This window comes from Okeania sp. SIO2B3, from assembly GCF_010672525.1.
Lineage (GTDB): Bacteria > Cyanobacteriota > Cyanobacteriia > Cyanobacteriales > Microcoleaceae > Okeania.
Genome location: NZ_JAAHGH010000002.1, coordinates 469,914 through 484,919 on the forward strand (window position 1 = coordinate 469,914; position 15,006 = coordinate 484,919).

A 15,006-nucleotide genomic window follows, 5' to 3' on the forward strand; every position below is an offset into this window, starting at 1 on the left:
TATTAAATTTACTAATTTTTTTCTATGAGCTATTGCCTCAACTTACATTGTCAACAACCTCAAAATCCCAACGATGTAGAATTTTGCCAAACTTGCGGTTCAAAATTGTTACTGCGAGGACATTATCAAGTAATTAAACCTATTGGCAATGGCAGCTTTGGCAGAACTTTTTTAGCATTGGATTTAGATAGATTTAATACACCTTGCGTAGTCAAACAATTTTTCCCACAAAATCACAACTTAATCTCTACCGAGAAAGCATCAGAATTATTTAAAAGAGAAGCAGAGCAACTATTAAAATTGGGAGAAAATCCCCAAATTCCTACTTTATATGCTTACTTTGAAGAGCAGGGAAATTTTTATTTGGTAGAACAATTAATTACCGGACAAACTCTTCTACAAGAATTAGAAGAACAAGGTGTATTTAGCGAGAATAAAATCTGGGAGATATTATTAGAATTATTACCATTATTAAAGTTTATTCATGAAGAAAAAGTAATTCATAGAGATATAAAACCAGAAAATATATTACGATTTAAGACTTCAAAATCATCAGAAAAAGGGAAAAATAAATTAGTCTTAATAGATTTTGGTGTTGCCAAACTAAATAGTCAGGATTTTGCGAGTGAAATTGGTACTATGGCTGGTACAGTAGGATATGCTCCAATAGAACAAATACGCGGGGGTAAAGCATATCCAGCCAGCGATCTCTACAGTTTAGGTATGACTTGTATTCACTTGCTAACTAAAGTGGCACCTAACCAACTATTTGACCCATTTAGTGGAGAATTAATCTGGCGATCGCATCTAGTTCAACAAGGCAGAAAAATTAGTTATCATCTAGAAAAAGTATTAGATAAATTAGTCAAAGACCTAGTAAAAGAAAGATATCAATCAGCTACAGAGTTACTAACAGAAATTTCTCATATATCAATTCCAAATATTCAACAAAAAAATCAGGTTAATCGAGCAGAAAAAAAATCTTTAGGAGAAATACAAACCACTCAAGAAGTGCCGGAGAATGTACCTCATATCAGTATCATTGTACAAGCAGAAGTAGAAGCATGGAAAAATAAACAAAATTTAGCAGAATTAACTGAATATAAGCGTGAAAAAATATTTCATAATGATACCGAAAGCCACTATCAAAGCACTCAAACATTATCAGAAAATCGACATATTAACTATCAATCAAAACCACTAAATAATGTCATAGAATTTGAAAAGAAAAAAGCAAATTTATCTTCAACAAAAACAAAAATTAGAAACTATTTAAAACTCTCTCAGTTATGGAAAAGTGTACAAATTATCCAAGAGCATAACGCTTCTGTAAACACCGTAGCTATCGGTCCCCACGGTTTTACTTTAGTCACTGGCAGCGATGACAAAATAATTAGACTATGGAATCTAAAAACAGGACAACTTTTACATAAATTTTTAGGTCACACTGCCGAAGTATATGCAATAGCTATTACTGCTGATGGCAGAAGAATTTTCAGTGGTGGAGATGATAGAACAATATTAGCTTGGAACTTACAGAAAAAAACAATTGCAGACAGATTTTATAGCTATTCAGGTTCCCCTTATAGTCATCGGGGTGGTGCTATTTTGTCAGTAGCTATTAGTCCAGATAATGAAACTGTAATAAGTGGTAGTGCTGACCATACAATTAAACTTTGGAATCAACGTAATGGAGAATTACTTTGCAAATTACATGAACATTTAGATCAAGTTTTCTGTGTAACTTATGCCAAAGTTAATAATACTGGTACGGCAAAAAATCATCCTCAAAATCACATTTTTGCTAGTAGTAGTGCTGACAGTTCCATCAAAATTTGGCAAACAGGTACTTGTGTAAGTCTGAAAACTTTGAGGGGACATTCTGGAGGAGTATATTCAGTTGCTTTTACTTCAGATGCTCAAGCGATCGCTAGTGGTGGTGCAGATCAAACTATCAGACTCTGGGATGTTCGCACAGGTGAGCTACTGAATATATTCAAAGGTCATTCTCGTGCAGTTTTGTCTGTTGCTATTAGTCCCGATAGTCAAATTCTTGCTAGTGGAAGTCTAGATGGTACAGTTAAATTGTGGAATTTGCACACTGGAAAATTATTAGATAGTCTTTGTGGTTACTATCCAGTGCAATTTACTCCAGACGGTAACACTCTAGTTAGTGGTGGTGAAGGAGGTCGAATTTTGATTTGGAAGTTGTAGTAATATCATGTCCGGATGAAGACTTATAAATAAACGACGGAGGAGGACCGAGTCAGGAGGACTGAGTCAGGAGTCAGAAGGAGAGAGAATCACTTTGATGAGCGTAGTTACAGCGGTTTTCATTTAGGTAGACCACAGTAGGGACGTTTCATGGAACGTCTCTACAAAGTTTTGCTTGTGAAGATGTGGTTCATCAATTTGAAAAGCACTGTATGACGATTGGAGAATTTTTTTATGTCTAATTCCCCATACCACTTGCTCTTTTTCCAATGATAAATTTATGAATATTAGGTCTACTGATATATTTTGTAATATATTTAAAACTTTTTCTCTACTATTAGAAGGTTAGAACAGATCAAAAGTTTAAAACTAAAACAACGTAATATTTTTCCTTCTTGCTTCTTCCTTATTCCTTCTTGCTTCTTCCTTCTGCTATATTTCATACAAAACAGAAAAATAAAAAAACCTCTTGCCAGTTTTTGGGATAATTATATCCCTGTATATTTCAACAGCATAAATTTTCCTTCCCCACCTAATCAAGGTAAAATTCTGGCTGAAGAATCAAGCAAGAGGTTAAACTTTTAGATGCTCCTGATGTACTAACTCCCTAGATATTTCCTACGCTCCGACTAAGGAGTGGATTGTAGGAAAGCTAAACTCACTTACAAAGGTGTTTAATTCTCTTTGTAAAAGTTCAGAGTGTGTCTGTACTCTTCCATAATAAAACTTTTTTCCTCAAATGCAACTGGGTTATTACAATAGCCCTATTTTATTCATCGTGAAGAGAACCATAAGTAGGTAATGTTTAATATCAAAGTTAAACCAACAGTAAAATTACTATATACAACTGAAAAAACTACTCTTAATTTAGTATTTTTAACCATAAAACTACTGTAGTGCCACTATTAATTATGACATCTTGCTGTTGTAAATCATGAGATAGCCACTGAGGAACTACAGGAGAATATACTTGAATTTGGCCTTTCATTGCATGTATTAAATCCAGAGCTATAGCTAATCCTAATCCTGTTCCTGGAATTTCCGTTTTAGCTTTTTCACCCCGATAGTTTCGTTCAAATAAATGTTCTAAATCTTGTGCTGGAATACCATAACCTGTATCGCTAATAGCTATTCCTAGCATTCCTTCTCTTTCATTTTTTACCGATCGATCATCATCTGTTTGTGGAGCTGAAGTTGTCAACTTAATATAAATATTTCCCCCTGCTGGAGTATACTTCAAAGCATTATCAATAATATTACTTAAAACTTCTCGCAAAGCTTTATTATTAGCTTTTACTATAGGTAAATTATCAGAAAAATCAACTTCTAAATCTATATGACGTTCATCGGCAATTGCTTTTGCAGAAACTAATAAAGGTTCCAAAACATCTTGTACTGAAACTGATTCTAAGAAATTAGACTCTGGCAAAAGTGGTAATGATTTGAATTCTTTATTAGCTTCCGTATAATAATCTATTACATTTTCATTTTCAGTTGTAGTTTGAGGATACTCGCTTTCCCCAGAAATACTCAAAATTTCTTCCCCAACCTCAACAGTTTCATCAATTTGTTCTATTAACTCTCTGAGGCGATCGCCTTCCCGTAAAATACTATTAGCAATATTCCAGCTTTTATCTTCTGGCAACAATCTTTTCAGCAATAACTTACCAAAAGTTCGTAGTGCAGTTAATGGACTTTTCAACTGATGCAATATGTCGTGTATTATATCATACTGCTGGGCTTGTAGCTTTTGCTGTTGCTGAAATTGTTCCTTTAACCATTGAGAACGTTGATCTAATATACAGGCTATGGCAATAGTATGGGCTACTTGTTGAATTTGAGTTTTTTCACGTTGATTCCATGGCCTACCTTCTCTTACTGTTACCAGTAATCCTATTACTACTCCATCATGGATTAAAGGTAAAACAATTTGACGTTGTTGCCAAGGATGACTTTCTGGCCATTTAGGGTCTGACTCTGTTGTGCCAGTGCTTGCTTCTAAGAGCCAAGTATTTGTCCCTGTAGTTAAGCTTGTTGCTGATAGTTTCGGAAGATCGCCTAATATTTGTATTTCTGAGGTTGTTTTGAAAATTGAAGTGGCTTCCCCATTCTCAAACTTTTCTGGGTATGCAATAATGGGAATTAGTTTAGCTTCACCTCCTTCTACTAATTTTTCTGTCAAGTAAACTATACTTAAACATGCACCCCAACTAGATACAAGGGCTATTTGCGATCTACAAAGTCTAATCAATTCTGTACTGATTGGCATTAGCATTGGAGCTATTTGTGGGACTTTTCACTAGATATGGACTTTTTTGGGACTCTAAATATCTCAGAATTTTATAAGTTATCTTCATCAAAGTGTATATTTTGTATCAAAATATTAAAAACACTTGAGTTTTTCAACTAAAATTTATATAATCTTATCAAATTTGGTAGCCATAACTACACCCATCGGCTAACACAGGAGGTAAGGAAATTGGCTAGAAGACGTAAGCGCAAAAGTCGTCGTAGACAAGAAGGACGCAGGATTCTTGAGCAAGTGGCTCAGTATAGCATTGAAAGTGGCGAAGATAAACCAGTCACTGCAGCCCGTAAATTTATTCATGCACAAGGTATTGTTCCCCCTGCTGTACTTTTAGTTAGAAGGAATGAGCATACTACTGATCGATACTTTTGGGCTGAAAAAGGTTTATTTGGAGCTCAGTACGTTGAAGAAAATCACTTCTTGTTCCCTAGTTTAAAGGTTTTGACTGAAGCTAAGACACCTGACAAAAAGCAAATATTTAGTTCTACTCCAAATATAATTAAAGTCTAAGGACATCATTAATTTAATGTTTTTTACGGGCAAATAAGAATGTCCTAGATTTTTGATGACCGCCAACAAATATCAACTTCTACTGAAATATTTATTAGGTGAGTGGGTAATACTAAACTTGTACTCCCACCTCATTTAATTTAGTAGTATTTAGTCACAGATTTTATAGCCTTATGTGCTCAATTAACTAGGATTTAAAGCTTCCATCTGCCAATGGACTTAAATCCTAAGTTTTTTTTTTCAATATCTCCCTTTATAACTTTTGGTTTGAGCGGAAAATTATTGTTTTGCTGATTTTTAACTAGGGCGTGTCATCAATTAGCTCTAGTAGCCGATCAAAATAATTTATCTTAATATTTTTTATACTTTTAGTTTGATTATTGGTATGGCTTCAAGTTCATAGCTGTTTGTAAAGCTGTTAATTCGTCCCTATGAGCTGTGACAGAAATTAAACTTTTGACTTCAGAATTCTCAGTCAATATTCCTTCTAACTTTAGAGACACTTTTTCTGGACGTTTAGACTTTTTCCAGTAAAAAATACCTGCTAAAGGAGATAATAGCACTAGCCATAGATAGTATTGGTCATATTCAGGAATTAACATTGATAAAGCCAAACCAAAACATAAACAACCTATTGCAGCTAATAGGGTCAAGAAAAATGCCAAAAACAAACTCGGTCGAACTACTCCTTCAAATATTAGTTGATTCTCCGCTGCATTAGCACTAACAATTCGGTAGGCCCGATAGCTAAAATATTCTTTTAGCTGCTGTAAAAGTGAATCAGCTTCCCGATCAGCTATCAGTTTTAGGTTCTTAGTCCTATTTTTTACTGATGCTTTGATAAAAAAAACTAGACCAATGCTAGATAGAAGCGTCAGTACAAATGACGATACTAAAGCTATATTATTCATACAATTTTAAATTTGAATGGTTTTTTTATGTGTTCTCTTTTACATAAGTTTACAACAAAAAAAAGACTAGCTGCTTTGTGACAAATATCAGCTAGGATTTATACTTCTATTTAGATTTTATAGCTGAAAAATTGGCACAAAAATATTCTCAATGGGAGTACTGGCCAAAATCAGCATCAAAATTGTCCTCACCTGCCTAGTGCAACATTTAACCTTATCAAATCTATTCATCACTGAACATCTCTAATAATAGTATGGCATTACCGTAACGGTAAAGGCTGTTGCCTGCAAAGCTAATCCTTAAAGGACTAGCGCGTTATTACCTTTCTTCTCCTTTGATAACAGAAGAATTGTTTTCACTTATAGTAGTGCTGGTATCCGAGCTAACTTCGCCTGGCAGCTAAAATCTACCGAACTGTTTCTAAAAGGCACTGTTTCCTAAATTGTACCAGATTTAGGACTATTTTTGAGATTTTGAACACTCAAAAATCAAGGAAATGGATAGGTTTAACAAGGTTTTTGGTTAATAGTTGCGTCTCTATTTACAGGGTTGATGGTTGAGTTTGGGGCCGAATATGACGATTATTAGTATATTCGTACCATAGTTGCGCTAAATCTGTAGCTTGAGAACGCCATTGAGGGATAACTTGATACATTCTCCGTGGACGTCCTCTTCCTTCTACTTTTTTCCAATAGCCAATAATTGTGCCTTGATCCTCAAGAAATTTCAGAGCGCCGTATAACACTGTGTCAGAAAGTCGATAAATAAGGTAGTCCCTTTCTAATTGGCCAATAAGCTCAGTTCCGTAAGAGTCTCTCTGTAACAACACAGATAGGATATAGCACACTGCTAATTCTTTGTTTAGATAGACCGGAGGGGGACTTTGAAAAAATTGATAAATGTCCTCAAAAGAAGTCATCTGAATTTACCCACTCACTCTATCTTCCAATCTATCGTGCAAACCATTAGGCTGACCACTCATTAGAGTTATTCTAGTAAGTAAGTGGAAATTTCAAAGTAAAAAGTCAGATAAATTGAGGATTTGTGGATAGGAATTTATTTGACTCTCAATTTTGCAGGGGGTCTATTTACCTTCTTCCCCTAGTAAGTGTGATCAAAAATATTGCAACTTTAGCAGATTAGTGGTATGGAAGTGTAAGAAATACCAGGATTTTACTATTTCTTAAGTTGGATTAATACCTAACATAGCTTGTAGAGTTAAGACTAGAAAAACAAATGTCCCAATGATTAGACCAATCAGAGCGATCGCCGTAACAGGTTTATTTAATAGTGGCTTAAGTTGATCGAATAGAAAAAAGAATATTCCGAGGGTAATGGTAATCAAGTATCGTGGATAGCGAGAGACATTGTTGAAGAAATCTTGCATCGTTATTGTTTGATAAAATTTTAACTCTATACAATATTAGTTTAATATCTGATTAGTCAATTTGTAACCAGATCCAATCTATCCAGCTTTTTACAGTAGAAGCTCGTCTTTCTCTAGTTTTATCTCCTATTTTTAGATGATTTTCAGACAAAAGTTGGATAATTTGTTTTTTTGAGGGAATATGGGAAATTTCTAAGGATAGTTTAAAGGCTTGATTAAATACTTCGTGTTCCAATATTTTTTTGATTAGCTTTAAATATTTAAGTTTATATCTTTGACAAAAAATATCTTTGGCTTGGTTTGTTAGTGTAAAAGTTTTTCCCTGTTTTGTTATTAGCTCTAAATATTTTCCTGCACTTGTATAGTAATAAGTTTGTCTCTCATCAAATTGATAATTTTCTGTAATCTCATCTGAAGTTAAATCATTTTCTAATAATAGTGAAATTAAGTCGATTAATCTTTCAAATTTATTTGCTTGTGGAAATGGATTTTTTGGCGGTTCAGGAATTATTTTGATCTGAGCTAGTAGCAAGTCTATGTCGCTTCTTTGTATTTTATCGGAAGCAATTGTATAATTTTTATTTTCTACCAAGGTGATTGAATTATAGTCTGATATATCTACAAATTTATAAATAAAAAAGCTGAAAATATCGTTAGAATAAGTCATTAACACTGGTACAATTCTCTTACCGATTTTTTTTGACCACAATCTATAGGGATAATAGAGTTGTCTAATTAAAAAATCCTCAACCTTATAATTTTTAGCTTCGATTAAAATCAAACAATCATCAGTTTCAAAACCTGCATCTATTTCACACTGAGAGTTAGCCACATTAATTGAATATGGCTGATTATTAATATAATTTTTAATGCAAAAGTCAAAAGTTCCAGTAGACATTCTGCCTGAAACGGTGAATTTAGTTTTTGAGTTAACTAAATCATCAATGATACCTATGTTAAATGCACAAAGTAATGCCGAACTTTCAGAATATAAATTAGTGTAATCTATCGTTTCTATTTCTCTGGGAAACTGCCAAGGAATACTTTCAAGTTTGGAGTGATATTTGACTGGTAAGTGTATATTAAAGTGACCGATAATATATTGAGAACGAGAAATTGGTAAAATAGATAGACAATTATCTTTAAATATTTCTGGTAAATTAACAACATGGTCAAATTTTGCCATGAGTCTGCTTTCTCGTTCCTGATTAATTTGAGATGCTTCTATTTTGAAGAAGCCGTTTTTATTTACCTCTTCTAAGATTTGATATTTTTCAAATAACTTTTCCCATGCTACATCATTTTTAGTCATATCAAATCTGGATTAAACAGTTATATAAGTGTGAGGAGTATGGGGAGATGGGGAGATGGGGAGATGGGGAGATGGGGAGATGGGGAGATGGGGAGATGGGGAGATTTAAGGCTTAAAGTGTTGATATAATTATAAACATATACTCTATAACCGGATTCTATGTAAAATGCGTTTTAAAAGCTTAATTTTTCGTTTTTAACTATAGCAAAGAACGAGTTTGTTAGGACTTATGTTGATGATGAACCTTCAATAATTAGGGTTTGCTGAAAAAATCTTATGGGTGAGGGTAGAAGACAGGAGACAGGAGGAGCGGGGAATTTAGAGTAGGTAGGAGCTAAGTTTTGTCCCAAGATTGTTCTGCCCTTATCTTGACCAAAATCCTCAGTTTTTGAACCATTACCACTTAAAACCTCGCACTTTTTGATACTTAAAAAGGCACTTACCCTTATCTATAAATACTTTTAGATTTAATCAGCAAGCCCTAATTAATAATTAATAATTAATAATTAATAATTACCTCTTCTTTTCAAGTAGAAGATTGACGCAGAGCGTGAAAATTTTTTCTTGTTTCCTCTATAAAAAGGGATGCTTTAGAGCACAATTTCTCGGTAAAATAGAGAAATTATTTTCCCACTGTTCCCTGTTCCCTGCTATATCAAAATATTTAGGCTTTTTAGCAAAAAAATTATTACTAAAATAGTTTCTACTATATCAAGGTAAAAATATAACAGTCTCAGGAAGGGTGAGGACAGATAAACAGCTTAAAACTCAGACAACGCCATATTTTTCCTTCTTTCTTCTTCTTTCTTCTTTCTTCCTTCTTCCTTCTTCCTTCTCAATAAGATAACCATTGAGACTCTATTTCCCTGATTTTGCCACTTTCCCGCATTTCTAAAATCCTAATATTAAAATCTTCTAGGAAAGAACTATCAGGAGATATCATAAAACCATAACTTTCACTAGCAAAAGTAACGGGAGATAATTTCAAGTTTTCATTAGGATTAGTATGTAAATAGTATTTAAGAGCAGGAGTATCAAAAACAACACCATCCACTTCATTTAACCTCACCAAATCAATTGCTTCTACCAAAGTCCTAGTCTGACTAATACGAGATCCATATAGTTGTGCCCATTTCTCACCAGTAGAACCTCTAACTACAGCAATTCTAGAATTTTTAATATCTTCAGGAGCAGTAAATTGTACAACTGTTTGATCAGATAGAGAAAGAGTTAAACTTGTAGCAATACCCGCAGTTAGAGAAGAAACTGTCACCATAGTTATCATCATCCATACTCCAGCAATTATACGTCCCGCTTTAGTAATGGGAGCGCGATCGCCATATCCAACCGTGGTCAGAGTTACCAAAGCAAACCACATACCATTACCAATGCCATTCCAATAGTCTTTCGGAAATTGTTCAGTATTGCGCCGTCTTTCTGCTAACCACAAAAGATTACCAACTGTGAATAGGAGAACAACTAATAGACCTACCGAAGACATAAAAGCAAGGCCAAAGAAAGGTTGAAGTCTACTCCAAAGCTTAGGTCTTTCTCCACTAATTAATAAACCAATATTGGCCAGAAAGTATGGTTGAGTAAAAGCCACCCTTTCCAGGCGGTCAGAAGTGACACTAATTGGCCCAATAACAAGATCGAGTTCTCCTCTCAGGATATTATCAATACCATCATTTACACTCTCTTGTCGATAAAGTTCGTATTCTAGTCCTTCTAAGGAAGATAGTTCTTGCCAAATGTCTATACTTATACCTTTAAAATCTCTATCCTTAATTACAAAGGGGGGAGAACCTGCAACTCCTACTCGTAATTTAGTCGCTCTAGCTGATAGTGGGAACAAAGATATTAGGGTAATAGAGAGTAAAGTTAGTAATTGGACTTTGCTAGTTATTTGCTTGAAGATATTTGTAGAAAAAAAATTCATCGTGACAATTTTTTGCCCCTGAGATAGTTGATAATAATTGAGTTGAGTGTAAACTATCCTCTCAATTTATGATGTCTAGTTTTTTCTGACTTTTGCCAATTATTCTTGAAGAAAGCACAAGGCACAAGGCACAAGGCACAAGGCACAAGGGAAAATTAATTATGGATAGTCAACGATCGGCCACTCCGTGTCTACAAATCCCAAACAATTTTCAGCATCGTTGAGACGGTGGGGTATTAAACCCGCATTCATAAAAGATAATTCTCGAAAAGTATGTTTGAGAAACTAGAAATTGCCTTGACTATTTTGTTTGGACTAGGATGGTTTACAAACTTTTGTCCTCAATGTAATCTATCAATTGGACGTGACTGAAATGCTGCAATTAATATCAAGAAAGCAGCTCAAGTGTTGCTCAAAGATTTGTTGCCACCATTAAGATAAAGAAGTACAATTAAGCGGATTTTAAATCAATTACAGAGGTGGGACATCCCTTGGTAGCTCAGTCAATGTTCTCATAGAGAAGTCGCTGAGAAGCCCAAATCTGATTCTCGATCAGCAGTGTGGCAGTATGTCACTAGACAAATATTTTACTATTAGGTGGACATGAACAGCAGGACAGACGACAAAATAATTGTTCGGGAATATTTTAATTCCACTGGTTTTGAGCGGTGGCAAAAAATTTATGGAGAAGGCCAAGTCAATAAAGTACAATTAGATATTAGAAAAGGACATCAACAAACCGTTGATAATGTTCTCAGTTGGCTACAAGAGGATGGTAATTTATCCGGTTTATCAATTTGCGATGCAGGTTGTGGAGTTGGTAGTTTGAGTATTCCCTTGGCCAAAGCTGGAGCTGTTATCTATGGTAGTGACATATCAGAAAAGATGATTACCGAAGCATATCAGCGTGCGAAGTCTAGTTTGATTAGTACAGGTAATGTTAATTTTGTTGCTCAAGATTTAGAAACTTTAAGTGGTAAATATCATACAGTTATTTGTTTGGATGTGCTGATACATTATCCTCAAGAAAAAGTTGCAGATATGATTAATCATTTGATATCTCTATCAGAGTCTAGACTAATTATTAGCTTTGCACCAAAAACTTTAGCTTTAAGTTTATTGAAAAAAGTAGGTGAGTTATTTCCTGGACCAAGTAAAACTACTCGTGCTTATCAGCATCGTGAAGCTGATATTATCAAAATTATAGAAAGTAATGGTTTTTCTATCCAAAGACAAGCAATGAATAGCACTCGCTTCTACTATTCTAGTTTATTGGAAGCTACTCGTTAGTCAATTCAAGAATTGTTAAAGAATATTGAAATTGGGTCCTAAAACTACTAAAAATCAATATAATATAACTAAATTTGTAAGTAAAACTTGGATTAAGATAAGACCCATTTAGGTTTTATATTCTTCATTGGCTGTTACAAATAAGTTATTAAGTTATATAGCTTAAATGCTTAACTACTTAATATTAAATAACAACTATATTACGAATATTATCAATATTTTGAGAAAAGTAGTGAAGATAAAAATAGATAAAAATTAGGGTTAATTTTATCAAAATAATTGGGTCGCGCCACCCCGCCTTTTAAGGCGAAATGTTTTTGGAGGCTTACTCAAATCCCCGTTACAAAAACAACTTCTGACTTATGAATTCTGACCTAGTTAAAATGACACAGGGGTAAAAAATTAATGACTAGAGTTTTTTTAGTAATAGCATCTATTCTAGGAGGTTTGTCTTTAGTCGGTGATTCTTTTGCTACTCATGCTTTGAAAGAAAAGCTTAGTCAATACTCTCTAGATATTTTTCAGACGGGTACTCGTCTACAAATGTACCACTCCCTAGCTCTGTTAGTGGTGGCTTTTTTATTAACTATTGAAGAGTTACCTCAAAGATTAATGTTGGCAGCTGGCTATGCTTTTATTATTGGCATAGCAATTTTTTCTGGAAGTTTATATGCTCTAAGTCTGACAGAAATTAAATCGTTAGGAGCTATAACGCCCATAGGTGGAATTGCCTTGATTATTGGATGGGGCTGTATGGCAGTCGCTGGTTGGAACTTGAAACTATAAAATAAAAATTGATGATTTTGATTATTTATAGAAATATTAAAAGATATTCAAGTCAAAAAATCAGCAAATAATGAACAATATTTTGCCAAAAGTTTTAAAGAAGACAACTTCGAGCTATAGTGTAGTAAAGCAAAGCTATACAAATCTGGGTACCTGGCTTCTGTGAGTTACTGCCTTAATCCCAACTGCCCTAATCCCTCTGACCCATTAAATGCTGGTAGACGCACTTGTTGTCAATGTGGCTCAGAATTGTTGCTGCAAAATCGGTATCGCGTCATCAAGTCCCTTGGGGGGGGAGGTTTTGGGAAAACTTATTTAGTAGACGACCGAGGTGTACAAAAAGTTCTCAAAGTATTACTGAAAAGTCATCCAAAAGCTATATCTCTGTTTCAGCAGGAAGCACAAGTACTAATCAGTTTACGAAACCCTGGGATTCCGAAGATAGAAGAAGATGGTTATTTTACATTTTTCCCAGAAAATAGTGACGAACCTATACACTGCCTCGTAATGGAATTTATTGGTGGTGCAAATTTACAGGATTGGATGAAAAGTCGTCGCCATAGGCCAATAAATCAAACTCAAGCAGTAGATTGGCTGACACAATTATCGGAAATATTGGAAAGAGTTCATCAGCAAAATTATTTCCATAGAGATATTAAACCCCACAACATCATGCGTAGACCAAATGGCCAATTGGTGTTGATAGATTTTGGTACTGTCAGAGAGGTATCTGAAACTTACTTGGTCAAAGTAGGGCAGGGGCAAAATGTTACAGGTATTGTCTCACCAGGATATACTGCCCCAGAGCAAACAAATGGCAAAGCTGTTCCTCAATCAGATTTTTTTGCTCTAGGGCGAACTTTTGTCTACTTATTAACAGGTAAACCTCCAACAGCTTTTCCAGAAAATCCTCGTTCGGGAAAATTGCAATGGCGAAAATATGCTCCCCACATATCAAAGAAGCTGGCAGATATAATTGATTACTTGATGGCTCCTTTCCCAGGAAATAGACCTCAAACTCCAACTATGATTTTGCAGTGTCTAGCAGAAATTGATACAGAAGATAGTTCTGGCAGAGAAAATTCTCGAATTTATTCCCCTTCTAACCAAATTCAACTAGGCAGAGAAAATACTAAAATACCAACAGGAAAAACTCAAACTAGACATCAAGTTAGGACGAAAATAAAAGATACACAAATATCCCGTAATAAGTCAAAAATTAAGCTAAAAAATAATCTGATAATAGGATTAACAATGTTGCTATTGGCAGTAGCAACCTCTCAATTTTATGGCTTTTGGCGCTACGGAATGTTTCCTGCAAATCCAATTCTATTGTTACGAGGGTTGAATAGTAGTAGGTTTTTGCAAAATAACTTAAATGGTTATTTAGGACAAATAAATGCGATCGCTCTGACACCAGATGGTCAAAATCTGGCTACAGGCAGCTCTAATACAATTAAAATTTGGAACCTCAAGACTGGGGAATTAAAAAATAATATTGTAGATGCTCATACAGCTCAAGTAACTACTCTAGCGATTAGTCCTAGTGGTCAAATATTGGTAAGTGGTAGTGCCGATCAAACTATCAAATTTTGGGATCTAGGAGTAGGTAAGTTAATCAGTACAATTTTGGGCCATCAAGGCCAAGTAAATGCAGTGGCCATTAGTCCTGATGGGCAGACATTAGTAAGTGTTGGCAGTGATCGATTAATGAAGTTTTGGAATATTCAAACAAGCAGTCGAATGCTTACCCGAATACCAGATAAAAAATATGAAGTAAATACTTTAGCTTTTAGCCGAGATGGGACGATTTTAGTTAGTGGTAGTAATGACGGAACTATTAGACTGTGGAACATTAGTACAGGTATTCGCAGACAAACTCTAGAGGGACATACTAAGGCAGTGAATACAGTCGTCGTCAGCCCAGACAATCAAATTTTAGCTAGTGGGAGTGAAGATGGAACTATTAGACTATGGAATTTAGAGACAGGGGAAAAAGAAAGTGTAATTAAACCAAATATAGGTGCAGTCAAATCTATTGTTTTTAGTCCTGATAACCAAAAAATAGTAGCTGGTGGTGAAAATATTACTATTTGGGATCTAATTACAGAGGAGAAATTACAAACATTGATTGGTCATTCTGAAAAAATAACTTCTCTTGCTATTACTCCTGATGGTAAAACCTTAGTTAGTGGAAGTATAGATCAAACTATTAAGGTCTGGCGAATGCCTTGAATCAGTTATCAGTTATCAGTTATCAGTTATCAGTACCTACGGGTAAATTACAGTGCTTTTCACCTTTGCTGGATAACCAAATCGCCATAATCAAAACCATGTAGGGACGTTCC

At 34.7% G+C, this 15,006-nt stretch carries 11 protein-coding genes; 5 read left to right on the forward strand and 6 right to left on the reverse strand.

What is annotated here, in order from left to right; all coding sequences use genetic code 11:
• Window positions 1-24: 24 nt before the first annotated feature.
• Complete coding sequence (locus F6K15_RS03060) at window positions 25-2,214, forward strand: serine/threonine-protein kinase (RefSeq protein WP_293056872.1); 2,190 nt, start codon at window positions 25-27, stop codon at window positions 2,212-2,214.
• Between the two features lie 862 nt (window positions 2,215-3,076).
• On the opposite strand, the gene F6K15_RS03065 is transcribed toward F6K15_RS03060, so the two are convergent.
• Window positions 3,077-4,489 (reverse strand): GAF domain-containing sensor histidine kinase, encoded by a 1,413-nt coding sequence (locus F6K15_RS03065; RefSeq protein WP_293056874.1) that lies wholly within the window; start codon window positions 4,487-4,489, stop codon window positions 3,077-3,079.
• 204 nt (window positions 4,490-4,693) lie between these two features.
• Here F6K15_RS03065 and F6K15_RS03070 point away from each other — a divergent pair, with 204 nt between their 5' ends.
• On the forward strand, window positions 4,694-5,032 hold the full coding sequence (locus tag F6K15_RS03070; RefSeq protein ID WP_124146716.1) for a DUF3155 domain-containing protein: 339 nt from the start codon (window positions 4,694-4,696) through the stop codon (window positions 5,030-5,032).
• A gap of 377 nt (window positions 5,033-5,409) precedes the next feature.
• Here F6K15_RS03070 and F6K15_RS03075 read toward each other — a convergent pair whose 3' ends face one another.
• The 5 genes from F6K15_RS03075 to F6K15_RS03095 all read right to left on the reverse strand — a co-directional run bounded on the left by F6K15_RS03075 (window position 5,410) and on the right by F6K15_RS03095 (window position 10,582).
• Window positions 5,410-5,943, reverse strand: a complete 534-nt coding sequence (locus F6K15_RS03075) for a cofactor assembly of complex C subunit B (RefSeq protein WP_293056877.1) — start codon at window positions 5,941-5,943, stop codon at window positions 5,410-5,412.
• 542 nt (window positions 5,944-6,485) lie between these two features.
• The gene (locus tag F6K15_RS03080) at window positions 6,486-6,863 is read right to left on the reverse strand and encodes a PadR family transcriptional regulator (protein ID WP_293056879.1); all 378 of its coding nucleotides are present in this window, start codon (window positions 6,861-6,863) and stop codon (window positions 6,486-6,488) included.
• 264 nt (window positions 6,864-7,127) lie between these two features.
• Window positions 7,128-7,331, reverse strand: coding sequence for a DUF751 family protein (locus tag F6K15_RS03085; protein WP_293056881.1), 204 nt, complete (start codon window positions 7,329-7,331; stop codon window positions 7,128-7,130).
• Window positions 7,332-7,383: 52 nt separating this feature from the next.
• Window positions 7,384-8,643 carry a type II restriction enzyme gene (locus tag F6K15_RS03090; RefSeq protein ID WP_293056883.1) on the reverse strand — a complete coding sequence of 420 codons (1,260 nt, stop codon included), beginning with the start codon at window positions 8,641-8,643 and terminating at the stop codon, window positions 7,384-7,386.
• A gap of 835 nt (window positions 8,644-9,478) precedes the next feature.
• Window positions 9,479-10,582, reverse strand: a complete 1,104-nt coding sequence (locus F6K15_RS03095) for a transporter substrate-binding domain-containing protein (RefSeq protein ID WP_293056885.1) — start codon at window positions 10,580-10,582, stop codon at window positions 9,479-9,481.
• A gap of 603 nt (window positions 10,583-11,185) precedes the next feature.
• On the opposite strand from F6K15_RS03095, the gene bchM reads away from it, so the two are divergent.
• The 3 genes from bchM (at window position 11,186) to F6K15_RS03110 (ending at window position 14,893) form a co-directional block, all read left to right on the forward strand.
• Entirely contained in the window at window positions 11,186-11,872 is a 687-nt protein-coding gene (gene bchM, locus F6K15_RS03100) for a magnesium protoporphyrin IX methyltransferase (RefSeq protein ID WP_293056887.1), read from the forward strand.
• A 405-nt stretch (window positions 11,873-12,277) separates the two neighbouring features.
• A complete protein-coding gene (locus F6K15_RS03105; protein WP_293056888.1) occupies window positions 12,278-12,658 on the forward strand; it encodes a DUF423 domain-containing protein in 381 nt (126 codons plus the stop codon).
• 162 nt (window positions 12,659-12,820) lie between these two features.
• Complete coding sequence (locus F6K15_RS03110) at window positions 12,821-14,893, forward strand: serine/threonine-protein kinase (protein WP_293056889.1); 2,073 nt, start codon at window positions 12,821-12,823, stop codon at window positions 14,891-14,893.
• Window positions 14,894-15,006 lie beyond the last annotated feature (113 nt).